The organism is Corynebacterium aurimucosum ATCC 700975, from assembly GCF_000022905.1.
In the GTDB taxonomy this organism is placed as follows: domain Bacteria; phylum Actinomycetota; class Actinomycetes; order Mycobacteriales; family Mycobacteriaceae; genus Corynebacterium; species Corynebacterium aurimucosum_F.
This window is the reverse complement of sequence record NC_012590.1, coordinates 249,779-275,341: the sequence shown is the minus strand read 5'-3', so window position 1 is coordinate 275,341 and position 25,563 is coordinate 249,779. Positions and strand designations below refer to the sequence as shown.

At 62.2% G+C, this 25,563-nt stretch carries 19 protein-coding genes and 1 tRNA gene; 9 read left to right on the top strand and 11 right to left on the bottom strand.

Features of this window, described 5'->3' with window-relative positions; genetic code table 11:
- Window positions 1–2: 2 nt before the first annotated feature.
- The 5 genes from CAURI_RS01420 (at window position 3) to CAURI_RS01400 (ending at window position 5,798) form a co-directional block, all read left to right on the top strand.
- Window positions 3–1,367 (top strand): sugar nucleotide-binding protein, encoded by a 1,365-nt coding sequence (locus CAURI_RS01420; RefSeq protein WP_010189883.1) that lies wholly within the window; start codon window positions 3–5, stop codon window positions 1,365–1,367.
- Window positions 1,368–1,455: 88 nt separating this feature from the next.
- Window positions 1,456–2,889 carry an ATP-binding protein gene (locus tag CAURI_RS01415; RefSeq protein WP_010189884.1) on the top strand — a complete coding sequence of 478 codons (1,434 nt, stop codon included), beginning with the start codon at window positions 1,456–1,458 and terminating at the stop codon, window positions 2,887–2,889.
- A 124-nt stretch (window positions 2,890–3,013) separates the two neighbouring features.
- Window positions 3,014–3,880: a glucose-1-phosphate thymidylyltransferase RfbA gene (gene rfbA / locus CAURI_RS01410; protein WP_010189885.1), complete on the top strand. Its 867-nt coding sequence runs from the start codon at window positions 3,014–3,016 to the stop codon at window positions 3,878–3,880.
- Between the two features lie 172 nt (window positions 3,881–4,052).
- Window positions 4,053–4,922: a DsbA family protein gene (locus tag CAURI_RS01405; RefSeq protein WP_012714788.1), complete on the top strand. Its 870-nt coding sequence runs from the start codon at window positions 4,053–4,055 to the stop codon at window positions 4,920–4,922.
- Between the two features lie 81 nt (window positions 4,923–5,003).
- Window positions 5,004–5,798 (top strand): cytochrome c biogenesis CcdA family protein, encoded by a 795-nt coding sequence (locus CAURI_RS01400; protein ID WP_010189890.1) that lies wholly within the window; start codon window positions 5,004–5,006, stop codon window positions 5,796–5,798.
- Between the two features lie 50 nt (window positions 5,799–5,848).
- On the opposite strand, the gene CAURI_RS01395 is transcribed toward CAURI_RS01400, so the two are convergent.
- The 3 genes from CAURI_RS01395 to CAURI_RS01385 form a co-directional block, all read right to left on the bottom strand.
- Window positions 5,849–6,484: an MBL fold metallo-hydrolase gene (locus CAURI_RS01395; RefSeq protein ID WP_010189892.1), complete on the bottom strand. Its 636-nt coding sequence runs from the start codon at window positions 6,482–6,484 to the stop codon at window positions 5,849–5,851.
- Window positions 6,485–7,636, bottom strand: coding sequence for an S-(hydroxymethyl)mycothiol dehydrogenase (locus CAURI_RS01390; protein WP_012714787.1), 1,152 nt, complete (start codon window positions 7,634–7,636; stop codon window positions 6,485–6,487).
- 66 nt (window positions 7,637–7,702) lie between these two features.
- Window positions 7,703–8,518 (bottom strand): GDSL-type esterase/lipase family protein, encoded by an 816-nt coding sequence (locus CAURI_RS01385; RefSeq protein ID WP_010189896.1) that lies wholly within the window; start codon window positions 8,516–8,518, stop codon window positions 7,703–7,705.
- Window positions 8,519–8,687: 169 nt separating this feature from the next.
- On the opposite strand from CAURI_RS01385, the gene CAURI_RS01380 reads away from it, so the two are divergent.
- Window positions 8,688–10,355 carry an acyl-CoA synthetase gene (locus tag CAURI_RS01380; protein ID WP_010189898.1) on the top strand — a complete coding sequence of 556 codons (1,668 nt, stop codon included), beginning with the start codon at window positions 8,688–8,690 and terminating at the stop codon, window positions 10,353–10,355.
- A gap of 124 nt (window positions 10,356–10,479) precedes the next feature.
- Here CAURI_RS01380 and nagE read toward each other — a convergent pair whose 3' ends face one another.
- From nagE to CAURI_RS01360, 4 genes are all read right to left on the bottom strand, one after another.
- Window positions 10,480–12,624, bottom strand: coding sequence for an N-acetylglucosamine-specific PTS transporter subunit IIBC (nagE, locus tag CAURI_RS01375; protein WP_010189900.1), 2,145 nt, complete (start codon window positions 12,622–12,624; stop codon window positions 10,480–10,482).
- Between the two features lie 44 nt (window positions 12,625–12,668).
- On the bottom strand, window positions 12,669–13,433 hold the full coding sequence (gene nagB, locus CAURI_RS01370; RefSeq protein ID WP_010189902.1) for a glucosamine-6-phosphate deaminase: 765 nt from the start codon (window positions 13,431–13,433) through the stop codon (window positions 12,669–12,671).
- A gap of 31 nt (window positions 13,434–13,464) precedes the next feature.
- Window positions 13,465–14,622, bottom strand: coding sequence for an N-acetylglucosamine-6-phosphate deacetylase (locus CAURI_RS01365; RefSeq protein ID WP_010189904.1), 1,158 nt, complete (start codon window positions 14,620–14,622; stop codon window positions 13,465–13,467).
- Window positions 14,623–14,799: 177 nt separating this feature from the next.
- Window positions 14,800–15,678 (bottom strand): alpha/beta hydrolase, encoded by an 879-nt coding sequence (locus CAURI_RS01360; RefSeq protein ID WP_010189906.1) that lies wholly within the window; start codon window positions 15,676–15,678, stop codon window positions 14,800–14,802.
- Between the two features lie 193 nt (window positions 15,679–15,871).
- On the opposite strand from CAURI_RS01360, the gene CAURI_RS01355 reads away from it, so the two are divergent.
- Window positions 15,872–16,327: a DUF4442 domain-containing protein gene (locus CAURI_RS01355; RefSeq protein ID WP_010189908.1), complete on the top strand. Its 456-nt coding sequence runs from the start codon at window positions 15,872–15,874 to the stop codon at window positions 16,325–16,327.
- Between the two features lie 248 nt (window positions 16,328–16,575).
- Here the strand turns inward: CAURI_RS01355 and CAURI_RS01350 are convergent, their stop codons facing one another.
- From CAURI_RS01350 to CAURI_RS01340, 3 genes are all read right to left on the bottom strand, one after another.
- Window positions 16,576–17,592: a DUF3644 domain-containing protein gene (locus CAURI_RS01350; RefSeq protein WP_010189909.1), complete on the bottom strand. Its 1,017-nt coding sequence runs from the start codon at window positions 17,590–17,592 to the stop codon at window positions 16,576–16,578.
- 142 nt (window positions 17,593–17,734) lie between these two features.
- Window positions 17,735–17,810, bottom strand: a tRNA-Thr gene (locus CAURI_RS01345).
- Window positions 17,811–17,913: 103 nt separating this feature from the next.
- Window positions 17,914–19,161, bottom strand: a complete 1,248-nt coding sequence (locus CAURI_RS01340) for a DNA polymerase III subunit delta' (protein WP_012714785.1) — start codon at window positions 19,159–19,161, stop codon at window positions 17,914–17,916.
- Between CAURI_RS01340 and CAURI_RS01335 the strand changes: the two genes are divergently transcribed.
- The gene (locus CAURI_RS01335; protein WP_029158971.1) at window positions 19,160–20,692 is read left to right on the top strand and encodes an adenylate/guanylate cyclase domain-containing protein; all 1,533 of its coding nucleotides are present in this window, start codon (window positions 19,160–19,162) and stop codon (window positions 20,690–20,692) included. The genes CAURI_RS01340 and CAURI_RS01335 overlap by 2 nt on opposite strands.
- Before the next feature lie 33 nt (window positions 20,693–20,725).
- Window positions 20,726–22,099 carry a DUF418 domain-containing protein gene (locus CAURI_RS01330; protein WP_012714784.1) on the top strand — a complete coding sequence of 458 codons (1,374 nt, stop codon included), beginning with the start codon at window positions 20,726–20,728 and terminating at the stop codon, window positions 22,097–22,099.
- 544 nt (window positions 22,100–22,643) lie between these two features.
- On the opposite strand, the gene topA is transcribed toward CAURI_RS01330, so the two are convergent.
- On the bottom strand, window positions 22,644–25,562 hold the full coding sequence (gene topA, locus CAURI_RS01325) for a type I DNA topoisomerase (protein ID WP_010189916.1): 2,919 nt from the start codon (window positions 25,560–25,562) through the stop codon (window positions 22,644–22,646).
- Between the last annotated feature and the right edge of the window lies 1 nt (window position 25,563).

Below are 25,563 nucleotides of genomic sequence, written 5' to 3'. Positions count from 1 at the left end.
CCATGAAGGTGCAGTCAACGGCCATCGAGGGCCTGCTCATTGTGGAGCTCGACGTCCACGGCGATAACCGCGGCTGGTTCAAGGAGAACTGGCAGCGCGAGAAGATGGTGGCGGCAGGATTGCCGGACTTCCAGCCGGTGCAGAACAATGTCTCCTTCAATGCGGAGAAGGGTGTTACGCGCGGTCTGCACGCGGAGCCCTGGGACAAGCTGGTCTCCGTGGCCTCCGGCCGGGCCTTCGGCGCGTGGTGCGATTTGCGTGAGGGCTCTGCCACGTTTGGTCAGCTGGTGACGCACGAGCTGCGCGAGGACGTGGCGGTTTTCGTCCCGCGTGGCGTGGCCAACGGCTTCCAGGCGCTGGAGGCTTGTGCCTACTCCTACCTGGTCAATGACCACTGGTCCCCGGATGCGGAGTACACCTGCGTCAACCTGGGCATGGTGGACTGGCCGCTGGAACCGACGGAAATCTCCGATAAGGACAAGGAGCACCCCGCGCTTGCCGACGTCTCCCCCATGCCCCCTCACCGCATCCTGGTCACCGGGGCCAACGGGCAGCTGGGCCGCGCTTTAAAGAAGTTCCTGCCTTCCGCTGGTCTGGGCGCGGTGGAGTTCTGTGGGCACGAGGATTTCGATATCACCAACCCGCCTGCCCGCCCATGGAAGCAGTACTCCGCCATCATCAACTGCGCGGCCTATAACGATGTCAACGGCGCGGAGGACAATCGCGCCGCGGCCTGGGCGGTCAACGCTTCCGCCCCGGCGAAGCTCGCGCGCATTGCGGCGGAGAATAACCTGACCTTGGTACACGTCTCCAGCGATTACATCTTCGACGGCACTGAAGAGGTCCACTCCGAAGATGAGCTGCCCTCCCCGCTCTCGGCCTATGGGGCGTCAAAAGCCGCAGGCGATACCGCCGCGCAGACCGCCCCGCGCCACTATGTCATCCGCACCTCGTGGGTCTTCGGCGATGGTGCCAACTTCATGGCCACGATGCGCTCGCTGGCGAATAAGGGCGTCAAGCCCTCCGTCATCCATGATCAGCGCGGGCGCCCCACCTTCGCCGAGGACCTAGCGAAGGGCATCATCCACCTACTCAAGACCGAAGCCGAGTACGGCGTATACAACATCTCCAACTCCGGTGATGTGGTGGGCCGCGATGAGATCGCCATGGCCGTCTTCACCGGCGTGGGCCAGGACCCCGCGGATGTCACGCCGGTCAGCACTGAGCAGTACCGCGAGATTGCCGGGCCCGAAGCTCCCCGCCCGAAGGAGTCCACCTTCGACCTGTCCAAGATTGAAGCCACCGGCTTTAAGCCGATGAATTGGCGGGCCGCTTTGGCGCTTTACCTGGCGCTTTACCCGGCATAACACTTAACTTCCCACATAACATAACACCTGGGAAGTTAAGTGGTATGTTGAGTGTTATGCTGGGGCACACCGAGGGAAAGGCCTGCTCATGACCCCTACAACACTCTCCGAACTCATCGCACAACTCCGCGTCATTGGAAGCGATAAACAATCCGTAGAGGTCAAATCATCCGTCAGCAAGGAAGTACTTTCTACGCTCAGTGCCTTCGCAAACGGGGACGGCGGGACGCTCATCATCGGCCTTTCAGAGCAGGACGGCTTCACCCCAGTTAAGAAGTTCTCTGCCTCCACCGCCCAAGACCAATTGGAAACTCGCTGCCAACAGCTCATCCCGCCGGTCCGCCCGCGAATCGACATCATCGAATTTGAAAGCAGTAACATACTCGTCGCAGAGATCGACGAGCTTCCCGCGCGCGATAAGCCCTGCTATGTGGCCGAAAGGGGGCTGTACAAAGGCAGCTATATTCGCACCGGCGATGGTGATACGCGCCTGTCCCAGTACGAAGTAAATCGACTCGTTGAAGAGCACACGCAACCGACCTGGGATGAAGATGCCATCCCAGATGCCACGCTGGAGGACATCGAGGGTGCCGCTCTTGACGGCTTCCTCCAAGTGCAGAAAGAGCGCCGCCCCAAGACTTTTGCGAATGGACAGGACACAGCCCTCAAGCGCCTGCGAATTCTCAAGGACGGCCACCCCACGCTGGCCTCACTTCTTGTCATGGGAGACTACCCGCAGGAGTTTTTCCCCCGATTAACGGTTACCTTCGCACTCTTTCCCGGAACGTCGAAAGGTGATGTCACCACGGGCATCCGCCTCCTCGACAGCGCCACACTTCACGGTACGATTCCGGAGCTGGTGAGCGAAGGCATCGATATTGTAAAGAAGAACATGCGCACCGCTGGCTTTATCGGCGACAAGTCCCGGACCGCACTTCCGGATTATCCACTGGTCGCTGTCCGTGAAGCATTAGTCAATGCGCTCATGCACCGTGACTACTCCCCGACTGCTCGCGGCAGTCAGGTGCAAATCAACATGTTCGTTGACCGCTTGGAAATCACCAATCCGGGAGGCCTATATGGCGGGGTTACGCTCCGAAATCTTGGAGAAGCCGGCGTCAGCTCTACCCGCAATCAGCGCCTTGCGACGTTCCTAGAGGACATTCCCCTGCCAGAAGGCGGAGTCGCCGCAGAGAACCGCGGTACAGGCATCGCCACCATCCATCAGGCCTTAGCAGACGCACTCATGCCCAAACCGGAAATTATCAACCGGCTCGACAGCTTTACCATCATCTTCCACCGCCGCAGGGTAGCCACCCAGGAACGCTATGGCACCGCACGTGACCATGTGGAACACCTGCTCCACGGCAGCCCGTCCGTATCGACAACCGAATTAGTTGAGGCTACAAAGCTCAGCCGGACAGCGGTCCAGAAAGCACTAAATGAACTCATCCGCGATAACATCGCCGAAAAGACTGAACCCGGACGCAGCCCTAAACAGCGCTACAGGCTGCGCAAATAGAGCATAACACTCAACATAACACTTAACTTCCCACGTGTTATGTTATGTGGGAAGTTAAGTGTTATGCTCGCCAGCCCGTGCCGCCGCACCCCGGCGCGAGACCCCTCCGTTAAGCTTAAAGCTCATGAAGGGCATCATTCTCGCAGGCGGTTCTGGAACCCGCCTCTACCCCATCACCAAGGGCATCTCGAAGCAGCTCATGCCCATCTATGACAAGCCGATGGTCTACTATCCCCTGACCACCCTGATCCAGGCCGGCATCCGCGAGATCCTCATCATCACTACTCCAGAAGACCAGGCCGCCTTCCAGCGCCTGCTTGGCGACGGTTCCCAGCTCGGCCTCATGCTGCACTATGCGGTCCAACCCCGGCCCGAAGGCTTAGCCCAGGCCTTCCTCATCGCGGAAGACTTCATCTCTGAGGATGACGTGGCCCTTGTCCTGGGTGACAACATCTTTGATGGCCACGGCTTCTCCACGGCACTGAATGAGTGCAGCCACCCAGGCGGCGGCATCATCTTCGCCTACGAGGTTTCCGATCCGCAGCGCTATGGTGTCGTGGACTTTGATGACTCCGGCCAAGCCCTGTCCATCGAAGAAAAACCCACCGCGCCCAAATCCAACCACGCTGTGGTGGGCTTGTATTTCTATGACAATTCCGTGGTGGAGATTGCCAAATCCATCACGCCCAGCGCACGCGGGGAGTTAGAGATCACCGCCGTCAACGAGGAATACCTGCGCCGCGGGCAGCTGCGTGTCAAGCGCATGCAGCGCGGTGACGTCTGGTTGGATACCGGCACGGTGGACTCCATGAGTGAGGCCTCGGCCTACGTGGAGGTAATGCAGAAGCGCACCGGCACCGTCATCGGTTCGCCGGAGGTGGCTGCCTTCGAGGAGGGCTTCATCGATGCCGCGGCACTCACCGAGCTGGCCAAACCCCTCCTGAAGTCCGGCTATGGCCGTTATCTTCTCGCCGCTGCGCAAGAGAGCTGAGACCGAGGTACATATCGATCAAATAAGGACCGAATACCAACGGGCTCTGAGGCCTTATTTGATCGATCCGTACGTGCTTAAGCCTCCCCACCCAGTTTCAGGCCGCACTTAACCGGCCCAGTGTCAGGAGCCGCAATCACCCAAACGAGCCTAAACGCGTTAAGGTAATCGCATGCCTAGTTCATCCTCTCGCCCCACCAGTGATCCGAAGAAGTCAGCGCTTTCCGCCATCAGCCCCGTGGCATGGGGATTGTTGGTGATCGTTGTAATTTTGGCCATCATCATTGGCTTCCTGCTGGCGGAGCGCAATTCTTCTGGCAAGGAAAGCACTCCCGCAGCGCAGGAGACGGCGACGAGCACGGCGCCTACCGAAGACCTGGCGAAGGATGCTGACAAGGCCACGCCCGGCACGAAGTTCTCCGATGGGAAGGGTGACCCGATGATGTTCGGCCCCGGCGGCGACACCAAGTCCGGGGATATCACGGTGGTGCACCGCAAGAAGGAGAACGATCCTTTCGCCGTGGGCGCCGTGGACGCGCCGGTGGTTATCTCTGAGTTTTCCGATTTCGAGTGCCCGTTCTGCTCCCGCCACGCCAACGTCACTGAGCCAGACCTCCTCAAGAAGTACGTGGAGAAGGGCCTGGTGCGCATCGAGTGGAATGACTTCCCCGTTAACGGCCCTGCCGCCGTCGAGGCTGCCAAGGCCGGGCGCGCGGCCGCGGCACAGGGCAAGTTCCAGGAGTTCAAGCACGAGCTCTACACCGCTAGCAAGGACATCAGTGGTCACCCAGAATTCGGCATCGAGGACTTCATGAAGTTCGCCGAGAAGGCTGGCGTTGCGGACTTGGATAAGTTCCGCCAGCAGGCCACGGATGATACCTACACCGAGGTCATCGAGAAGGCCACCAGCTATGCCTCCCAGATTGGTATTACGGGCACCCCGGCCTTCGTGGTGGGGGATCAGTTCGTCGGCGGCGCACAGCCGCCCGAGGTATTTGAGCAAATCATCCAGGAACAGCTGGGAAAGGCGGCCAATGCCTAAACCACCGCTGATCGTGTGGGTCTTCATCGCACTGGTTATCTTGACCGCATTCTTAGGCGGTTATGCAGTGGGGGTGAGCCTGTGAGTATCGGAATTTTTGGCGCCGCCATCGCCGGCGTACTGACCTTGATCAGCCCCTGTTCAGCGCTGTTGGTGCCAGCCTTCTTTGCCTATGCTTTTGAATCGCAGCGCCAGCTGCTACTGAAAACCCTGGTCTTTTTCTTAGGCCTGTGCACCACGCTCGTGCCCATCGGCATGGGACTGGCTGCAATCCTCGCGCAATACCGCGGCCAGGTCATCACGGTGGCGGGCTGGATCATCATCGCGCTAGGGATCTTTACCGCCTTGGGCGGCGGTTTCCGCATCCCCGGTATGGATGCCCTGTCCGGTAAAGCACGGGGCAAGGTGTTTCTGCTCGGCGCGGTCTATGGCTTCGCGGGCTTTTGCGCGGGCCCGCTCTTGGGTGCTGTGCTTACCACGGCCGCGGCATCCGGCAGCGCGCTCTACGGCGGGATCATCATGGTGGCGTATGCCGCGGGCATGGCCGCACCGCTCTTTGTGCTGGCGGCGCTGTGGGAGCGCCTCAATGTGGGCTCGTGGTCCTGGCTGCGCGGGCGCGAGGTGGTTCTTGGCCCCGTGCGCACGAACACCTTGTCCATTGTGTCCGGCGCGTTTTTCGTGCTCATCGGCGCGCTATTCATTGCCAGCTATGGCACCGCAACCTTGCCCGCGGTCTTAAGCACGGATGCGCAGTTCGCAGTGCAAGAAAAAGCCCGCGCCTTCAGCGCGGGCGTGGCGGATGCGTGGGTCTGGTTTGGGCTCTCACTCGCAGCCACAGTGGCCGTGGGCGTGAAAGCCGCCCGAACCCCGGCCTAGGGCGGCCTAGAGCTTAGCTCTAGGCCAAGGTCTAGGCCAAGGTTTAAGGGCTAGTAGCCGCGCGCGACGTACTCGTCGATGCGTGCCGCCTCCGCACCAATGGTGGTCTCATCGCCGTGGCCCGGCAGGACGCGGGTCTCCGGCGGGAGGTTCAGCACGCGGTTGCGCAGGGACTCGATGATGACATCGAAGTCGGAGTACTTGCGGCCAGTAGCGCCCGGCCCGCCGTTGAAGAGAGTATCTCCCGACAGAAGCGTGGCCTCGTCCGCAATGTAGAGCACCACGCATCCCGGCGAGTGACCCGGCGTGTGGAAGACCACGAAATCGCTATCACCCACGGTGAAGAGCTGGTTATCCTCCAGCGGCACGAAGGTCGCGTCCTCGTGCGTTTCCTCCCACAGGGGGCGGTCATCCGGGTGCAGGTAGACGGACACACCGAAGTGCTCAGCCACCTGGGGTGCGAGCTCACAGTGGTCGTTATGCGCGTGGGTGAGAATAACGCCTTTGACCGTGCGCTGTCCCACCTCTTCGATGACGCGCTCGGCGTCGTGGGAAGGATCGATGATGTAGCACTCGGCATCGCTTGACGCGCCACCAGCGGCCAGGATGTAGACGTTATTGTCCACGTCCCACTCACCACCATCCAGGCGGAACTTTCCTGAGGTTACAAACTGTTCAATGATCATTTACAGCTCCACTACGGATCGGAGTACCTTGCCAGCCTTCATGGTAGCGAAAGCCTCTTCCACGTCGTCGAGACCAATGCGCTCGGTGACGAAGTCCTGCAGCGGGAAGCGGCCCTGCAGGGAGAGGTCGACGTACATGGGGAAGTCACGCTCCGGGAGGCAGTCGCCGTACCAGGAGGACTTGAGTGAGCCGCCGCGGCCGAAGAAGTCAATGGCCGGGATGTCGAAGCGGCTGGTGAGGTTCGGCACGCCCACCATGACCATGCGGCCGGCCAGGTCGCGGGAGTAGAAGGCCTGGCGGGTGGTGACCGGGATGCCCACGGCATCGATGGCCACGTCGGTGCCGAAGCCATCGGTGAGCTCGCGGACTGCCTCGATGACCTCGTCCTCAGACTTGTCCTTCGCCGCAACGGTGTGGGTAGCACCGAACTTCTTGGCCAGCTCCAGCTTGTCCGGGTCCAGGTCCACGGCGATGACCTTGGAGGCACCCGCCAACACCGCGCCGGCGATAGCCGCCATGCCGACACCACCGCAGCCAAAGACCGCGACGGACTCGCCGCGCTTGACGTCCGCGGTATTAACAGCAGCGCCCAAACCGGCCATCACGCCACAGCCCAGCAGGCCCGCGGCGGCCGGATCTGCCTCCGGGTTGACCTTGGTGCACTGGCCTTCGTGAACCAGGGTCTTCTCCGCGAAGGAACCGATGCCGAGCGCCGGGGTGAGCTCCGTGCCGGCATCCTTATCCCCGTCCGCAAGCGTCATCTTCGCGGAGGCGTTGTGGGTGTTGAAGCAGTACTTCGGTTCACCCTTCTTACAAGCGCGGCACTCGCCGCACACCGCACGCCAGTTCAGGACCACGAAATCACCGACCTCGACGTGGGTGACGGCATCGCCCACGCGCTCGACGACGCCCGCCGCCTCATGCCCGAGCAGGAAGGGGAAGGCATCCTCGATATCGCCATCGCGATAAGCCAGGTCGGTGTGGCAGACGCCGCAGGCCTGAATCTTGACCACGACATCGTGCTCGCCCGGAGCGGGCACGACGATGTTGACGGTCTCGACGGGCTCGCCCTTGGCGCGCGCAATCACGCCGCGGACAACCTCCGATCCTTTCTGGGAGTTATTTTCATTTAGGTTTTCATTAACAGCCATGTCCGCGAGGGTACGCGAAAGGCCCGGGCAACGTTGCCCGGGCCTGAAAGTCAGAAGAGCGCGCTTCTAGAAGCTAGCAAGGTGGTTAGCCACAAACTCGTGACCGCGCGCATTAATGTGCAGCGGCAGGTTGCCCGGCCCCGCGGAGAAGTCCACCAGGCCCGCCCACAGGCGCTTGTTGGCATCGGCACACATACCGCGATCCCAGGTCATCGGCTTCATGTCCACAAATTCGGTTCCGGTAGCGCGCGCCAGGTCCACCTGCATCCACTGCGCGACGTTTTCATAGCGCTGCACCATCGGCAGCGCCGTAGCGTCGGCCGGCTTCGGGCCAAAGTGGAGGAGGCAGTAGCGGTCGCCCGAGCCGATGGTCGGGTAACCCACGATCTGGATGCGGGCATTGGGGGCTGCCGCGCGAATCTTGTGGATCAGCGGCGCATTGGCGCCGACCCAGCGGGCGCGCATGTCGCCGTCGGAAAGCCCGGCGTTGTTGTACGTATCGTTGAAGCCGCTAGCAAAGAGCACGCGCTGCGTATCCGCACTGAGCGCGCCGCGGCGAATGGCGTCGTCGATCTGCGCGTTCACTTGCGGGCCCTGAGACATGGACACAGCACCAGAGCAGGAGAAGTCCGCCACCGGCATGCCCAGCTTGGCGGCGGTGCGCTTGGCGTAGTTATTGCCCGACGGGCAGTTCAGGCTCGGATTGCGCTGAGACGAGCCCATTCGCGAGGACAAATATGTATCCAGCTGCGGATCCGCCAGCACGGAATCACCAAAGGCGACGAGGTTGCGCTCGCCGGCAACTGCCTGCGGAGCTTGGGACAGGCCTACCGCCACGAGGAGGGAGGCGCAGAGGGCGGCGATGCGCTGAGTAGACTTCACGTGACTAACGTCCTTCCAAAAGAGTATGTTCTAGACCGAAACCATAATAGACTACGCTTGCGGTTGCAGCTTATGTAACAATAGCAACACCCGTAACAGGTTGTCGTTTTGATTGTGGCGAGTCCGCCGTCTCCGTAACCTCTTTCCCCCTCCTTTCGATGAGAACCTTATGAAGCTTTCTGATGTAACCTTCCACGCCGCCGCCCTCGCGCGCTTTATCCCCTCCCTGTTCCGCGCGGGCCTCATTAGCCCAGCCGGCGGCCCGCGGGCGGTGGCCCTGACCGCGCCGGTTCTGGCGCGCTACCGCTTCACCACCGCCCGCGAGGTGGAGCAGGCCTACCTGACCTGCCCGGAACGCCTGGCGCTTATCGACGACGACGGGACCCTCACCTACCGCCAACTGCGCGAACAGTCCCAAACCTTCGCGCGCTGGTTGCTCTCTTTGGGGCTGGAGGAAATTCGCCTCGGCGTGATGGCCCGCAATGGCCGCGACATCATCACCCCGCTGGCCGCCAAGGGCTATGCGGGGGCACACATCTTTTTGCTCAACGTCGGTTCCTCCCCCGAGCAGCTCGCCGGATGCATCGAGGAAAACCGCATCAATGTGCTCGTTATCGACGATGAATTCATCGACCGCCTCGCCCCCGCCGACAGCGCCAGCCCCATTGATGGCCTACACGTCGTGATTGGCCACAAGTCCGGTGAGGAGATTCCCGCCGAGCTGGCGCAGGCGGCATCGCTGCGCAAGATCGTAGAGAATCCGCGGGACGTCGAGAAGCAGAAGCTTCCCACCTGGCCCAAACACGGGCATATCGTGCTGATGTCCTCCGGCACCACGGGCATTCCTAAGGGGATCATGCGCCCGGAGCCGACGCTGCCGGTGGTGGTTGCTTCCATCGTCGATGCGGTGCCGTGGCGCGGGGACCAGAAGGTGCAGATGACCGCTTCCATCTTCCACACGTGGGGCTGGGCCTGCCTTAACATCGCTCTGGGCCTGCGCAATACCATCGTCACCCGCCGCGTCTTTGACCCGGCGGCCGCGCTCGATGACATCCAGCGCTACCAGCTCGATGGCCTGCTCTCCTCCCCCGTCTTCTTCCGCCAGATGGTTGAGGTAGATCCGGATTCGGCGTATGACACCTCGAGCCTGAAGTTCATTGCCTCCGCTGGGCATGCGCTGACCCCGGAGATCGTCAAAGAAACCCACGAGCGCTTCGGCCCGATTCTCTGCAACGTTTATGGCTCCACGGAGCTAGCACTGGCATCGACGGCCAGCATGGAAGAGGTGGCCAAGGATCCCACCATCGGCGGCAAGATTGCCTCCGGCACCAAGCTGCGCATTCTCGATGAGGAGGGCAATGAGGTCCCGCGCGGCGAGGTCGGCGAGATTTACCTGACCAATTCCACCGCGCTCATTGGCTATACCAACCCGAAGATTCCGCTCAACAAGGTCGATGGTCTCATTTCCATCGGGGACTTGGGTTATATCGACCCCGAGGGCTACCTGCACGTGGTGGGCCGCGCGGATGACATGATCATCGTCGGCGGTGAGAACGTGCACCCGCAGTCGGTAACGGAGGTTCTTGAGGCCATGCCGGGCATCGCGGAGGTACATGCCGGCGGCGTGGAGGATGAGACCACCTTCCAGCGCATCGCCGTGTGGGCAGTGACCACGCGCGATGCCCTGGGCAGCACCGTGACTGCCGATAGCATCCGCACCTGGGTCCGCGAGAACCTCGCCGACCACTCCGTGCCGCGCGACGTCCACTTCCTGGACAAGCTGCCGCGCAATGCCACAGGCAAAGTGGTGCCGCGCCTGCTGCACAGCACCGACTAGCCCACCCTTTAGGCCCCCAAGCCAAAACTGCCCGAGTTGCCAAAACCTTCGCCCCTAACCGCAGGGAACAACGTTGTTTTTGGCAACTCGGGCAGTTTTTATGTCTGGGATTTAATCCAGCCCGCTAGCTGCTGCGCTTGACGGTTGCGGCGACATCGCCAGGTTGGGCATGGCCCTCGCGAGCAATGTCGACTCCAGCGACCTGCTTGGCCGTCGGGCACACCACCGGGGTGATGAGGTTGACGCCGCGCTCGCGTAGCTTCTGCGCCTCTACCGCGATGATCGGCGTGCCGGCAGTGACGGTATCGCCCTTCTTAGCCAGGGCCGTGAATCCTTCTCCCTTGAGCTCCACGGTGTCGATACCGATGTGGATGAGCAGGTCCAGCCCGTCCGCGGTCTTCATGCCGAAGGCGTGGCGCGTCTTGAAGATCATGGTGATGGTGCCATCTACCGGGGCGCAGACGTCGAAGGCATCGACGGCATCAGGCATTACGGCGAAGCCTTCGCCCACCATGCCTTGGGCAAAGGAGGCATCCGGGACCTGGGAGAGTGCAACGACGTCACCCGCGAACGGGGCACGCACGTCCACGTCAGCGGCATCACCGCTGATGCTCTGAGCGGAAGCGGCACCGGCGCCGGCCGGCACGCTGGCCGAAGCCCCCGCAGCACCCGCCGCGCTCGCTGCACCAGTCGTCGCCAGGGCCGGGGAACCGTGGCGCAGCTGGTGGCTGACCTCGTCATACATGAACTGTACGGCCGGGCCCACGATGACCTGGACACTCTTCTCCGAGGGGTGGATGACGCCGGAGACGGCGGCGCGTTTGATCAGGGAGTCGTCGACAAGCGCGCGATCCTTGACGCCCACGCGCAGGCGCGTGGTGCAGTAGTCCAGGGAGTCAATGTTGTCCTTGCCGCCGAGCCCCTCGATAATGCGGGCGGCATCGGCTGCGGTCTTGTCATCGCCCGTGGCGGAATCCTCCGCGTCCTCGGCTTCGTCCTCGCCGCGCCCCGGGGTCTTGAGGTTCAACCAGCCGATGAGGAAGTAGAAGATGACGAAGTAAAGGAAGAAGAAGCCCACGCCCATGACCAGCAGCATGTACCACTTGTTGGCCAGCGGGTTCTGCGAGGAGAGCAGCATGTCCACGAAACCGGCGGAGAAGCCGAAGCCCGCAGTCCACTCCATGGTGGAAGCGATGAAGACGGACAGGCCCATGAGCAACGCGTGCACCACGTAGAGCAGCGGAGCGACGAACATGAAGGAGAACTCCAGCGGCTCGGTCACGCCGGTGAAGAAGGAAGCCAAGGCGCCAGCAGCCATGAGCGAGCCGACGACCTTACGCTTCTTCTTATCCGCGCGCAGGTACATCGCGAGCGCCGCGCCCGGCAGGCCGAACATCATGACCGGGAAGAAACCGGCCTGGTAGCGGCCCACGACGCCCTCGACCGTGCACTGCCCGTTGGCCCAAATGCCCGGGCAGTCCGCAGCAGAGGTAGCGGCCGCGGCTGCCTCGATGGTCTTCTGGCCGGCCTGGAAGTTGCCGATGTCATTGATACCGATGACGTCGAACCAGAAGACGGAGTTCAGCGCGTGGTGCAGGCCAGTCGGGATGAGCAGGCGGTTAGCCACGCCGTAAATACCGGCACCCGCCGCACCCAGGCCCTGGATGGAGGTACCAAAGTTGAAGAGCGCGTTGTAGATGAACGGCCACACGAAGTAGAGGATGCCGGAAATCACCATGGCAATGATGGCGGTAAGAATCGGCACGAGGCGCCGGCCAGAGAAGAAAGCCAGGAAGTCCGGCAGCTTGGTTCCGTGGAAGCGGTTATATACCCAGGCCGCCATGATACCGGCGAGGATGCCGAAGAGGACGTTGCCGCCGCCCACGGCGTTCCAGCCTTCCGAGGCCCACTGCAGGGCCTCATCACCAGTCAGCGCGGTGGGATCTTCGATGCCTCGGTAGCCGGCCACGGCCTCCGGGCCGAGCAGCTTCATGAACGTGGCGAAGGCCAAGAAACCAGAGAGTGCCGCGGCACCGTTGGAATCCTTGGCCAGACCGAAGGCAATGGCGATGGCGAAGATCCAGCCCAGGTTGGCCAGGACCGCGTCGCCGGAGCTAATCAACAGCTGGGCGGCAAGGTTATCCGGGCCGGCGGCGCTGGAGATCCAGTAGCCAAGACCACTGAGGATCGCCGCGACGGGCAGCACCGCCACGGCGCCCATGAGGGCTTTTCCGAGCCGCTGCAGCGGCCCCATGACATCTATTTTCATGTCTGAAACGTCCTTTCAAGCGGAAGAGGGTGGAAGGAAGAGCTTTAGTGCAGCCTGTTCTGGTCCGCGAAGAGGTAGTACTCGCGGTCCTCCAAGAGAGCGGCGGCGGCTTCATCAACGATCACGGTCGCGCGCGGGTGCAGCTGCAGCACCGAGCCGGGGCAGCGCGCTGAGAGCGGTCCCTCAACCATCGCTTGTACCGCGTTGGCTTTGTTGGTGCCGGTGGCGATGAGGAGCAGGTGGCGGGCCTCGCTAATCGTGCCCAAGCCCTGCGTCAGCGCGTGGCGCGGAACTTCCTCCAGGTTGTCGAAGAAGCGGGAGTTATCTTGCACAGTCTGCGGGTGCAGGGCCACCACGCGGGTGCGAGACGTCAGGGAGCTCGAGGGCTCGTTGAAGCCAATGTGGCCGTTCGCGCCAATGCCGAGCAACTGGACATCGATGCCGCCGGCATTCCGGATGGCCTGGTCATAGGCGGCGGTGGCTGCCACGGGGTCGGCAGCGCTGCCTTCTGGGCTCTTGACCAGGGCATCATCAAAATCGACGTGGCTGGTGAAGTCACGGCGGATGGTGGCGTAGTAGGACTGCTCGTGCTCGGGGGCGAGGCCTAGGTATTCGTCGAGAAGAAAAGCGCGGCTGCCCGCGAAGCTGACCTCGCCGCGCTCGTGGCGGGCGATGAGCTCCTTGTAGGTGGCCACCGGAGTAGAACCCGTGGCCAGCCCCAGGGTGGCTGAGGTATTGGCGTAGCTTGCGAGGATATCGGCGGCCGCGACGGCCACGTCGGCGGGGGTGGAGCGGATGAGGATTTCCATGAGTGCCTTTCTGATGCGAGTGAGAGTGTTTTTAAGAGTCTATGAATTCAGCGCCACCGACAATGACGCGTACCGGTTCTAGCTGGGCATTGAGGCCCACCAGGTTGGCGCGCGCGCCAACCGCGATGCGGCCTAGATCCTTCTCCCCCAACACGTCGGCGGCCGTGGTGGAGGTAAAACGAACTGCTTCCCCGAGTCCATGACGCTCGGCGAAGCTGGCGAATTGCTGGGCCAAGGTGGAGGTACCACCCGCGATGGCGCCGCTGGGCACGCGGGCTACTCCCCCGCTCACGGTGACGGGCAGGGAGCCCAATTCATAGTCACCATCGGCCATGCCGGCGGCCGCCATGGCATCAGTGATGGCGAAGGCGCGGTGGCTGTGCACCATGTCCACGGTGCCGTCGACAAGATGCACGCCATCGGCAATGAGCTCGACGGACACATCCCCCGCCTTCGCCGCGGTGAGCAAGGCCGCTACCGGGCCCGGCGCGCGGTGGTGAATGGAGGGCATACCGTTGAACAGATGCGTTCCAGTCACGGTCAGGCCGAGCTCCTTGGCCTTGGCAATGACGCCCAACATGGTGTCGTAGTCGGCCTCGGTGTGGCCCAGGCTGGCGATGATGCCATGCTCCGCGCAGACTTCGAGCAGCTTGTCAGCGTTGTCCGTTTCCGGCGCGAAGGTAATCGAACGCAGGTGGCCGCGGGCCGCGGCGATGACCGCGCGGAAGAAGTCCGGGTCACCGGGCACGATGCGCGAGGGGTCCTGTGCGCCACACTTGGCCGCCGCGATGAAGGGGCCCTCCATGTGGATGCCGGCGATTTCACCCTCCTCAGCCAGCTGGGCCAAAAGCTCCGTCCGCGTGCACAGCTCTTCTTGCGTGCCGGAAACCAAGCTGGCCAGCAGCGTCGTGGTTCCGTGCGCGCGGTGGAAGCGGGCGGCGGCCAGGCACTGCTCGTAGTCGCCGTTGGGGAATCCCCCGCCGTTGCCGCCGTGGTTGTGCAAGTCCACGAAACCTGGCACCCACAGCAACGCATCCGAGTCCCCGGCGCGCCAAGCGGCCTCGGCTTGGGGGACGTCGCCAAGCTTTATGCCCTCAATATTCTCCCCGAACGTGACGGCCCCGGCGCGCAGCTCGAAGTTCTCATCGATGTAGAGGCCCTCGACGTGGCCTTTCGCCTCTGTCTGCATGACTCATTCGATTCTGCTTGTACAGGCTGGCGTGGCGCAGCCCGGTTGACAATTCACTTGAAATTTATCAGGGCTGCTGATTTTTGTGAATCACACCTCCACCGAAGGGGGTGTGTGAGCACAGCTGACTTTTAGCGTGTTAGGTGCACCGCGTGGGATGTCGAAAGGCCCGGCGAGCTACCAGCCGCGGGTGGCTACTCGGTCCCAGAGCTCGTTGTTCGCCAGCTCTCCAGCGCCCGCAGGCGAAGTACCAACGAACACGTCTCGTGCATCAGGATCATCAGCAAGAATGTAGCGGAACCACGCGGTGGCATAGCCGTCTCCGAACTCTAAAACGTCCTTGTGGTCCGCGCCCAGGCGACGGGCAATGATTGCCGGACCACCAGCTGATTCAAAGCTCTCCTGCAAATCTGACCACGGGCTGACAAGCCAGCGGTCTGAACGGCCATCGCTCGTCATCAGGAATAGCGGTGCCTCAACATCCGCTGTGGTGTAGTCCCAGTCATTGGACTGTGCCACTTTGTGGGAGGCCGGGCTTGCCGCATACACGGCTGCTACCTCCGTGTGGGCTGCAGCGTTGATGGCACCTGCACCACCTTGTGAGTGTCCGAAAATACCGACTCGTGATCGGTCCACTCGGGAATCCATTTCTGGCAATCGCTCGATTAGGTGCACGACATTTTCCCCTGTTCCGGTGTGGGGAGTCTCATCGCCGACGACCACGAAGCCCCAACTGGCCAGGTGTTCCGCCACGGGCAGGTAACTGCTCAACGGCGTGTTCGTGCCATTAGCCATGACCACCGCCGGAAATGGTCCCGCGCCCGTCGGTGCCGCGATGGTCACGTCACCATCACGCCGCACGTCGACCTCGTGCGGCCCTTCGCCCGCAAACGACGCTTCCAGCGGGCCACCTGTCTCAGCGCTGTATCCGGCAGCCACGCCGTCATCACCGGTCACGCTGTCTGCGTCCACCCATTTCATGAATCCCACAAACCCGACAAACGCCACCACAATCACGGCCACCACGGCAATCATGCCAACCACAAGCTTTTTCATGCTCTATATTGTGTTTCCCATAAGCGCGAAGGTCACTAGCGCTAGCACTACTTTTACCTCTACACAGCGCACGACCTAACTCACCCGAAGGGAAGCTCGTACAGAGAATAAAGTACGAGCACTCCTCATCCCGCAACGGTAGAGTTGAGGCCATTTAGCCCACCTGCCGCACCACTCAAATGGAGCTATCCTCATGGCCCACTTCACTGCACGCCAGCTCAAGCGCTTCATGGGCTTCTGGCCGCCCTTCTTGGGCGCTGGCATCAAGATCCAAGAATTCGCTGATGACGGCACCCGCGTCGTGGTCAGTCACAGGCCAAACATGCTGACTAAGAACGCCATGGGCGTTGCCTTTGGCGGCACGCTGTCCGCCATGACGGACCCGTTCTTCATGCTCGCCTCCATGCACCGCCTGGGCAAGGAGTACCGCATCTGGGATGTCGCTGGTGAGATTAAGTACCTGAAACCCGGCCGCGGAACGGTCACCGCCGACATGCGCATCCCGGAGGAGACCTACGCGCTCATCGAAGAAAAGACGGCCAACGGTGAGAAGTATTTGCATTGGTTCGACGTGGACATCCTCGATGAGGAAGGCGATGTCGTCGCGCACGTGCGCCGCCAGGTCTATTACCGGCGCAAGCAGAAATAAGCTGCACTTGGCCACAGACGCTGGCTAGTGACGCTTGGACTACTGAGGGTGCTTCCCGAAATTCTTGTGCTGTGTTTATCTAGTGTTTTGAAGCCATTTTGAGCACACCGGGAAAAATTGTGTTGTAGAAAGCCTCACGCCCAACTATTCTTGCGGGTACAGCGCCAACCCGAGAAGGATAAAGCTGGGTTCCCGAATGGGAGTAGGGCTTCGGCCTGAGAATTCCTTTGCTCCGAGGGTTGGCGTTTTTACTTTGCTTTCGCCTTGGCCTGCAAAGCATCAATACACGTCCCTGGCTCTTTTTCGAGTTGTGCAACGATAAACTCGATTGCTCGCTGAGAGTATGTCCAGGATGAATTGGGTTCTCCAGCGGTGCTGCGATCGTGTGCGTACCTGGCATCCTCTCTAAATTGGAATACCTTATTGAAGAGATTGAAGTGCCACCGGTTGAATAACTTTTCCTCGCCTCGGAAGTAAATAGTGGTTTTCGACTTCCTTAACCGGTTTCGCACCTCTTTTACTGCATTACCAACTGTGTAAGGGTAATAGGAAGCAGCATCTCGGATGTCTTTAACGATGGTGACGCCGGCTTCCGCGTCTTTGTCGACATAGACGTTAAGGTCGGCATCCTTCGCCTTCTTGACGATGCGCAGGTTTGTCTCGTAGATGACGGCAGCAGCACCTCCTTCTCCGGTTCCTGCCGCGTCGGCGGCTAGCTGACTCATCTTGAGAAGCTTCTCTGCGACATGAGGCTCGTACTTTGTCCGAATCACGTCGGGGTCAATTGCGCCGCGGCGCACGGCCAACGTCAAGTGATTCTCCGGTATTAAATCGCTAACGGATTCGCCATGAAGGTCGAGGAGCTTATCTGCATAATTCATTACAGACTTTTGCAGGAACGGTCCGATGAAAATCTCATACTCATCAGTGATGAAGTGAGTATTGACATTGCGGAAGCGTATGATTTCCGCCATATTGATGCGCAGGGGATCTTTATCATTCGTAAAAATCTTCTTGAGACAGTCGGCTAGCGCAATTGTCTTTCCAGATTCGTCCGAGTAATAGATCGACTCGATTCCCCGATCTCGGATCAGGTACGCCTTGAGCATCAACTCCCATGCGTTGCAGAGAAAAATTGAACAGGTCTCCGCGTGGTATTTCAACGTTGGCCTGTTGTACAGCTCCACTGCAAGAGCAAAAGCTTCCTTGCTCTTTTCTAGGAGCCGCTCAATAACCTCTTCCTGTCCCTTATCCACAGGAACCATTCTAACTTCTGCCCCGAGTCACCTCTTCGGCGTTCTCAGCCTGTCCCCTGCCTACGCTCGGTAATAGCACGGACGATCCGGAAGGAGGTCAGTGCTGATAGGAAAATACCCCAGCTGAAACACTGTTCTAGCTGGGGATTAATGGAGCCGCCTGCGAGAATCGAACTCGCGACCTTCTCATTACGAGTGAGATGCTCTACCGACTGAGCTAAGGCGGCACGATGCAGTGTGTATATGCACCGCGTGAAAGTTTAGCCTAGGCCGGGGTTGAGAAAGAAATCGGGCTGCTTGATGTGGGGCGCGTGCAGCGCATGCTGCAGGTTAGCGCGCACCGCAGGCCATGCGCAGGCGGCCCACCATGCCGTCGAAAGCCACCTGCGGGGTGACGTTCTGCGGCAGCTGCTCACGGCAGGTGCGAATGGCGGATTGGGCAGCCAGCAGGCCGTCTTCGCTGACGCGCTGGGCAAGTTCGCCCGCCAGACCCGCGAAGTCCGGGTGGGTCATCTCCACGTCAGCGCCGACTTTCAGCATGAGCGCATCGCGGTAGATACCGGCGAGATCCACGAGGGCAATATCGAGGCCGTCAGCAATGCGTCGTTTAGCGCGCTTCTTGTGGAGATCCTCCAAATCCTTCAGGGCACTGCGGGCGTCGCGCTGCGCCTTGGTCGCTCCCTTGCCCTTGGCACCGACGCCGAAGGATTGCTCAATCTTGGAGCGCTCCGCCTCCTCCGCCGCCGCGTGGGAGTCCTTGGCTTCCTTCTCAATGAATTTCAGCAGCGCGGTGACAGATTGAAAGGCCTGGGAGCCGTGGAAGACATCCTCGGCCAGGTTGATGGCCATGGCGCGGCGTTTCTGCGCGGCGGGTTCGTTGACCAGGTGTCGCGCACGCCCCACGTGGCGCAGGGTGGTCACGGCGGCCAGGCGCGCGTCATCCTCGCTAGTGCCTTCGGCGACGAGCTGCTTGACGACGCCCTCCACACTCGGCGCCGGTATATACAGGTAACGGCAGCGCGAGCGCAGCGTGACCGAGAAGTCCTCCGGGTCCTCCGAGGGCGCCACCATAATGATGACGGTGCGCTCCGGGGGCTCCTCCACGGTTTTCAGCAACGCGTTGGCGGCCTCGTTGCGCAGGCGGTCGGCTTTGTTGAAGATGACCACGCGCCAGGGTGCGACACTCGGCAGGCTGGCCGCGCGCCCGATAACCTCGCGGGCTTCACCGACGGTGATGAACTGCTCCTGCGGATCCACGTAGACCAAGTCGGTATGCGCCTGCTTGGCCAAGACGCTCTGACAGGAAGGGCAGCGCCCGCAGCCGGGGTTGCCGTTCTCGTCGGCGGACGTGCACATGAGTGCTGCGGCGAAGCATTGCGCGGCCAGCGAGCGGCCGGCACCGGGAGGACCGGTAAAAAGCCAAGAGTGGCTCATCGCCCGCGGGTCGCCCTCACCGCGTGCCGCGCGGGCAGCACTGAAGATGGTGTGGGCGACGGAGGGGGCGTCGGCAAGCCTTTCTGCAACGCTTGATGTATTCACTCGCCCTAGCCTACTGGGATAACTAAAGTGAGTAATCATGAATAGACTGATGCGTGGCGCCCGCTGGTTATGGGGTACTCAATGGCCGATGTACGCCGCGCTCGTCCTTGGCTCCAACATCATCGGTGCCATTGCGATCATGACCTTCGTGGTCTTCTTTCTGCCCATGCCGGAGATCTCCGACTTCATCGCCCACACACCCCACCTGTGGACCTATGGCACGTTGTTCGTGACCTTCGCCGTCATCATCGGCATCGCGGTGACCCTGCGGCTGTTCCGGCCGGTGTTGGACTGGCAGCGCAGTCCCGATGACCACGATCCCAATATGGTGCGCAACTTGGTCCTGCGCATCCCGCTCTACCAAGCCGGGGTGGCCGCGGGTGTGTGGCTGCTGGGCATTGTTTTGGCGGTGATATTGGCGGGCCAGCACTCGGCACGGCTGGCCATCGTCGTGGGCGTTTCTGCGACTTTGGCCGGCGGCCTCATCGTGCTCTTGACCTACCTGCAGGCGGAGCGCCTCGTACGTCCCGTGGCGGCGGAGGCCGTGGCACGCCGCTTCGAGGATTCCACCCTGGAGCCGCCGATTAAGTACCGGCTGCTTTCCACGTGGCTCATGACCTCTGGCATCCCGCTCATCGGCATCATCTTGGTGCACCTGGGCCAGAAGATGGGGATGTTCACCGCCGATACCGCCGATATCATCCCCGCCATCATCGCGCTGAGCATCACGGCGCTGGGCACGGGGCTTATCGGCACCATGTTCGCCATGATGAGCGTGGTGGATCCGATCCTGGAGTTGCAGGACGCCATCAACCGCGTGCGCCGCGGCGAGAACGACGTCCAGGTGGACATCTACGACGGCTCCGAGCTCGGTGTTCTCCAGGCCGGCTTCAACGAGATGATGCGCGGCCTGCGTGAGCGCCAGCGCGTGCGCGATATCTTCGGCCGCTATGTCGGCACTGAGGTGGCCCAGCGCGCCCTAGAGGAACGCCCGGAGCTGGGCGGCGAAGACCGCAAGGTGGCTGTGCTGTTTATCGACGTCATCGGCTCCACCACCTTCGCCGTCAACCACACCCCGGAGGAGGTCGTGGAGGAGCTCAACAAGTTCTTCGAGCACGTCGTTGAGGTGGTGCACCGCAACAAGGGCATCATCAACAAGTTCCAGGGCGATGCCGCTTTGGCCGTTTTCGGTGCGCCGCTAACGGTCTACGATGCCAACTCCATGGCCTTGCAGGCAGCCCGCGAGCTGCGCCAGGAGCTACGCGGGCTGCGGCTGCAGGCAGGCATCGGTGTGGCCGCGGGCCACGTGGTGGCCGGCCACATTGGTGGTGCGGATCGCTTCGAGTACACCGTCATTGGTGATGCCGTCAACGAGGCCGCACGCCTTACTGAGCTGGCCAAGGACACCCCGGGCCAGGTGCTCACCAACTCCGCCACGCTGCGCGGCGCCAACGAGGCGGAGCAAGCGCGCTGGACGCTGATGAAATCTATTGAGCTGCGCGGGCGCCGCCGCATGACGCAGCTGGCGCGCCCGATTCGCCCGACGTTGGCGGAACGCGCTCTCGGATAAATAAGTCTTTGTGATTCTGGTAGCTTCGGGGCCATGCTCCAACAGCCACATCAGCACCATCCGCCACGCCGGCCTTCGAGTCCTCGCCTCCTCGTCCCCGATGTCGCCCGCGGCATGGCCCTGCTGGGCATCGCGCTGGCAAACGTCTGCACCGCGTGGATCATGAACGACGGCGATGGCCCCGATGCTTATTTCGGCGGCGTCGAGACCGTTGCAGACAAGATCTACGTGGTCTTTGCCGCCATGTTCATCCACGTGCGCGGCCTGCCGATGTTCTCCACGCTTCTCGGCTTTGGCGTGGGGCTTATCGCGATGAGCCTGTGGCGCCGCGGCTTCCCACTGCGCCGCGCGCAGGCCGTGCTGGCAAAACGCTATGGCTTTCTCGCCCTATTCGGAGTTTTGCACTGCCTGTTTCTCTTTTCCGGCGACATCATGATCCTCTACGGCGCGATGGGCATGCTCATTGCGTTACTGCTTTCTTTCACCGACAAGCTCCTCATGCGCGTGGCCTACGGGCTCTGTGCGCTACTGGTTGTGTCGGGCATCGGAATGGGTATTGGGGCCGCGTTCATCGATACCTCAGATTTCGATTTCAGCGGTTTTAGCGCCGCCGAGTCCTACTGGGAATTGCTGGGTGAGCAGGCCATCATGGTCGGCGCCCAACTAATGTCCATCCCTCTAACGGGCGCCATGGTTCTTCCGGTCATGCTTGTGGGCTTCGTGTGGGCGCGCCGCGGCACCCTGGCCGGGGGTCATCGGCGTGAGCTGTGGGCGTGGACCCTTTTGGCCCTAGCCATCATCCTCTTCCTCGGGCTGCCTTGGGGTCTGGCCACGATTGGGGTGCTGGACCCAGTACTAGCGGATCCCCTCAACGCGGCGAATAGCTGCATCGGCATGCTCACCGGGCCGGGCATCGTGGCGGCGGCGACACTTGCCCTAGAACCGCTGCAGCGCCGTGGCGCGCGCCCGTGGTTCCTGTGGCCGCTCATCGCGCTGGGCAAGCGTTCCATGACCGGCTACGTGCTGCAGTCCGTGTTCTTCCTGGCGCTGGTTTACCCCTTCACCCTCAACATTGGGCCGGAGCTCAGCGCCGCAGGCCAGGCAGCGCTGGCCGCCGGCGTGTGGCTGGCAACGCTTCTCATTGCCTGCGCGCTCGAGGCAGCAGGCAAGCCCGGGCCCTTCGAGTGGGTGCACCGCCGCCTGTCCTACGGCAAGACGATGCGCCCGGAATTAGGTGCGGCGTCTAGCTCCGAGCCTTCCGCGCGAGCCCATCCACCAGCAGCACCAGGCCTATCGTCTGCGCCGCCGACTGCGCCGCATCCAGGGCTCGGCCACGCAGGCCCGCATCCTGGCGCTGCTCAACCGGGTTCAGGACCGTCAGCGCCTCAGAGGCCAGAAGCAGGTTAGCGCCGTGGCTCAGGCCCTGCGTGGCCTGGTTGGCGCGGAGCTTCTCATCACCGGCTAGCGCGGAGAGCGCAGCCGCCGGGATTCCGGCGATAGCCGTGGCGCGGCGCTCACCTCGGGTGCGGGAGAGCGCAATACCCGCGGCCCACGCCCCGGCGCGCAAGCCCCAGCCCACCGCATCATTGCGCGCACCGCGCAGCGCCCATGCGAAGGAAGCGTATTGCACGCTCACGCAGGTTACGCCGAACGTTGTTGGCTCACCGCGCTTGGCGGCTTGGCCCAGGGACGCGGCGATGAGCCCCACGCGGGTCTCCGGTGCGCAGTCCGGGCGCAGGGCCAGCAGCACTGGTGCAGCGGCCGTCGTCACCGTGCCGAGCGTGCGCCAGTTAAACAGGCGTGACCAGACTGCAGTCTCCCCCGCGGCGAGTGCGCCGAGGGTGAAGTGATCGCGGCCAGCAAAAGCCGGACCCACCGCGCGCAGGAGAGCCTCGGCGCCCTCCTGGGTACGGGCCACCATGTCGCGGGCGAAGCTGGTCTTCATGTCCGACTACTTCCTGCGCGATCCGGCCTTGACCACATTCTTCGTGCCGGGCGAAGGCTTCTTTGTAGCCTTCTTACTCGACTTCTTCGTGGCCTTCTTCGTCGATTTCTTGGTGCTCTTCTTCGTCGACTTCTTCGCACCACCGTTCGCAGCATCCTTGGCGCGGCGCTCGGAGAGGAGCTCGTTCGCGCGAGCGTCGGTAAGCTGCTCCGGATCGTCACCGCGGCGCAGCGAGGCATTCGTGGTGCCGTCGGTGACGTACGGGCCAAAGCGGCCGTCCTTGACCGTCATCGGCTTGCCGGAGACGTCGTTGTCACCCAGTTGCTTAATCGGCGGCTGTGCGGCCGCGCGGCCACGGCGCTTCGGCTCCGCGTAGATGCGGCGCGCCTCATCCAAGGTGATGGAGAAGATCTGCTCTTCCTTGGCCAAGGAACGCGAATCCTTGCCCTTCTTCAGGTACGGGCCATAACGGCCGTTCTGTGCGGTGATGACCTCCCCATCCGAGGGGTCCACGCCCACCTCGCGCGGCAGGTTCAGCAGCTTGAGTGCTTCCTCCAGCGTGACGCTGGACGGCTCCATCGAAGCAAAGAGCGAGGCCGTGCCCGGCTTCAGTTTCTCCTCGACGTACTCAGCAATGCGCTTTTCCTTCTGCTTCGCCGCGGTCTTGGTCTCCCAGTTCTTGGCGCGCTTGCCCTCGGCCGCACGCTGGGCGTCCTCGGCGGCGCGCTCTTCCTTGACGATCTCCTCGGCTTCGGCCTCGGCCTTCTCGCGCTCGTCGTCACGCACCTGCTCGGTCACGTACGGGCCGAAGCGGCCTTCCTTGGCCACGATGGTGCGGCCATTCTCCGGATTCTGTCCCAGCTCGCGCCCACCCTGCGGGGTGGCAAAGAGCTTCTCCGCCAAAGCCTCGTTGAGTTCATCCGGGGTGACCGTCTCCGAGAGGTTGGCGCGCTGGTACTCCACCGTGCCGTCCTCGTTGGTTCCCACAGCGCGCTCAATGTAGGGCCCGTAGCGGCCCACGCGCACGAAAACATCGCGGCCCTCCGCGTCGGTGTAGAGACGCAGCGAGTTGACCTGGCGGGCATCGATGGCCTCCAGGTTGATGTCCACCAGGGACTTCAGGCCGCCGTGGCGGGCAATGGACGCGGCCTTGCGTTCGCCGGCCTCCGTGTTGCCGAAGTAGAAGTTATTCAGCCAGTCCGTGCCGTTCTCCGAACCGGCGGCAATAGCATCGAGCTCATCCTCCATGGAGGAGGTGAAGTCATAATCCACCAGCTCGGTGAAGTTATTCTCCAGCAGGCCCACGACAGCGAAGGCAACCCACGAGGGCACCAGCGCATTTCCGCGGGAGAGCACGTAGCCGCGGTCCTGGATGGTCTTGATGATGGAGGCGTACGTCGACGGGCGCCCAATGCCTAGGTCCTCCATCTTCTTGACCAAGCTGGCCTCGGTGTAGCGCGCCGGCGGGTTGGTGGAGTGGCCGTCGGCAGTCACCGCAGCGGTCTTCAGCGTGTCACCCTCGTTGAGGTGCGGCAGGCGCGACTCTTCCTTCGAGCCCTTCGACGCCACGTCCTCGTAGGCCTTGAGGAAGCCCGGGAAGGTAATCGTGCGGCCAGTGGCGGAGAAGTCGGCGTCGTGACCACCAGCGCTCACGGCCGCGGTCACCTTCATCGAGGTTCCCTTGGCATCGGCCATCTGGGAAGCCACGGTGCGCTTCCAAATCAACTCGTAGAGCTTGTACTCCTCGGCGTCGAGCTGCCCGGCCAGTTGGCCTGGGGTGGCAAAACGCTCGCCGGCCGGACGGATGGCCTCGTGGGCCTCCTGGGAGTTCTTCACTTTACGGTCATAGGTGCGCGGCCCGTCGGCAACGAACTCGGCACCGAAAATGGACGTCGCAGCCTCACGCGCAGCGTCCAGGCCCTGCTTAGACAGGGAGGTCGAGTCGGTACGCATATAGGTAATGTGACCGTTCTCGTAGAGGCGCTGCGCAATGCGCATCGTGCGCTCCGAGGTGTAGTGCAGGCGCCGGCCGGCCTCCTGCTGCAGAGTCGACGTCATAAACGGCGCGGAAGGCTTGCGCGAATAGGGCTTGTGCTCGACGCTAGCCACCGTCATGGTGGAGCCTTCCAGCGCGCTGGCCAGCTGCTCCGCTTGGGCCTGCTTGACGACGACCACCTCGTCGCTCTTCAGCTGACCCCGATCATCGAAGTCACGGCCAGCGGCCACGCGCTTGCCGTCGAGGGCGCTCAGGCGCGCGTCGAAATCCGGCGTGGACTTCAGCGTTGCCGTGAGATCCCAGTACTCGGCGGGGATGAACGCCATGCGCTCGCGCTCGCGCTCGACGATGACGCGAGTAGCCACCGACTGCACGCGTCCAGCCGACAGGCGCGGCATGACCTTCTTCCACAGCACCGGGGAGACCTCGTAGCCATAGAGGCGGTCGAGGATGCGGCGGGTTTCCTGGGCGTCGATGAGGTTCTCATCGAGCTCACGGGTATTTTCCGCTGCCTCCAGGATGGCGGATTTGGTGATCTCGTTGAAGACCATGCGGCGCACCGGCACCTTGGGCTTGAGTACTTCCAGCAGGTGCCAGGCAATAGCCTCGCCCTCGCGGTCAGGGTCTGTTGCGAGATAAAGCTGATCGCACTGCTTCAGCTTGGCTTTAAGGTCAGCTACCTTCTTTTTCTTGTCCTGGCTGATGACGTACAGCGGGGTGAAGTTATCCTCCGGGTTCACACCGAGGCGCGCCCAGGATTCCTTCTTATACTTAGCTGGGACGTCGGCAGCGCCGCGGGGAAGGTCCCGGATGTGGCCGACGGAGGCCTCAACAATGTACTTATCGCCGAGGTAAGGCTGAATCTTCTTCGCCTTGGTTGCTGACTCGACGATGACCAGGGTCTTCCCCGGGCCGGTAGCTTCTGCCACT

Bases quoted from the DNA above. Each gene is read 5' to 3' on its own strand.
- CAURI_RS01420 (WP_010189883.1), top strand. From the start codon at position 3: ATGAAGGTGCAGTCAACGGCCATCGAGGGCCTGCTCATTGTGGAGCTC.
- CAURI_RS01415 (WP_010189884.1), top strand. From the start codon at position 1,456: ATGACCCCTACAACACTCTCCGAACTCATCGCACAACTCCGCGTCATT.
- rfbA (WP_010189885.1), top strand. From the start codon at position 3,014: ATGAAGGGCATCATTCTCGCAGGCGGTTCTGGAACCCGCCTCTACCCC.
- CAURI_RS01405 (WP_012714788.1), top strand. From the start codon at position 4,053: ATGCCTAGTTCATCCTCTCGCCCCACCAGTGATCCGAAGAAGTCAGCG.
- CAURI_RS01395 (WP_010189892.1), bottom strand. From the start codon at position 6,484: ATGATCATTGAACAGTTTGTAACCTCAGGAAAGTTCCGCCTGGATGGT.
- CAURI_RS01390 (WP_012714787.1), bottom strand. From the start codon at position 7,636: ATGGCTGTTAATGAAAACCTAAATGAAAATAACTCCCAGAAAGGATCG.
- CAURI_RS01380 (WP_010189898.1), top strand. From the start codon at position 8,688: ATGAAGCTTTCTGATGTAACCTTCCACGCCGCCGCCCTCGCGCGCTTT.
- nagE (WP_010189900.1), bottom strand. From the start codon at position 12,624: ATGAAAATAGATGTCATGGGGCCGCTGCAGCGGCTCGGAAAAGCCCTC.
- nagB (WP_010189902.1), bottom strand. From the start codon at position 13,433: ATGGAAATCCTCATCCGCTCCACCCCCGCCGACGTGGCCGTCGCGGCC.
- CAURI_RS01365 (WP_010189904.1), bottom strand. From the start codon at position 14,622: ATGCAGACAGAGGCGAAAGGCCACGTCGAGGGCCTCTACATCGATGAG.
- CAURI_RS01360 (WP_010189906.1), bottom strand. From the start codon at position 15,678: ATGAAAAAGCTTGTGGTTGGCATGATTGCCGTGGTGGCCGTGATTGTG.
- CAURI_RS01355 (WP_010189908.1), top strand. From the start codon at position 15,872: ATGGCCCACTTCACTGCACGCCAGCTCAAGCGCTTCATGGGCTTCTGG.
- CAURI_RS01350 (WP_010189909.1), bottom strand. From the start codon at position 17,592: ATGGTTCCTGTGGATAAGGGACAGGAAGAGGTTATTGAGCGGCTCCTA.
- CAURI_RS01335 (WP_029158971.1), top strand. From the start codon at position 19,160: ATGAATAGACTGATGCGTGGCGCCCGCTGGTTATGGGGTACTCAATGG.
- CAURI_RS01340 (WP_012714785.1), bottom strand. From the start codon at position 19,161: ATGATTACTCACTTTAGTTATCCCAGTAGGCTAGGGCGAGTGAATACA.
- CAURI_RS01330 (WP_012714784.1), top strand. From the start codon at position 20,726: ATGCTCCAACAGCCACATCAGCACCATCCGCCACGCCGGCCTTCGAGT.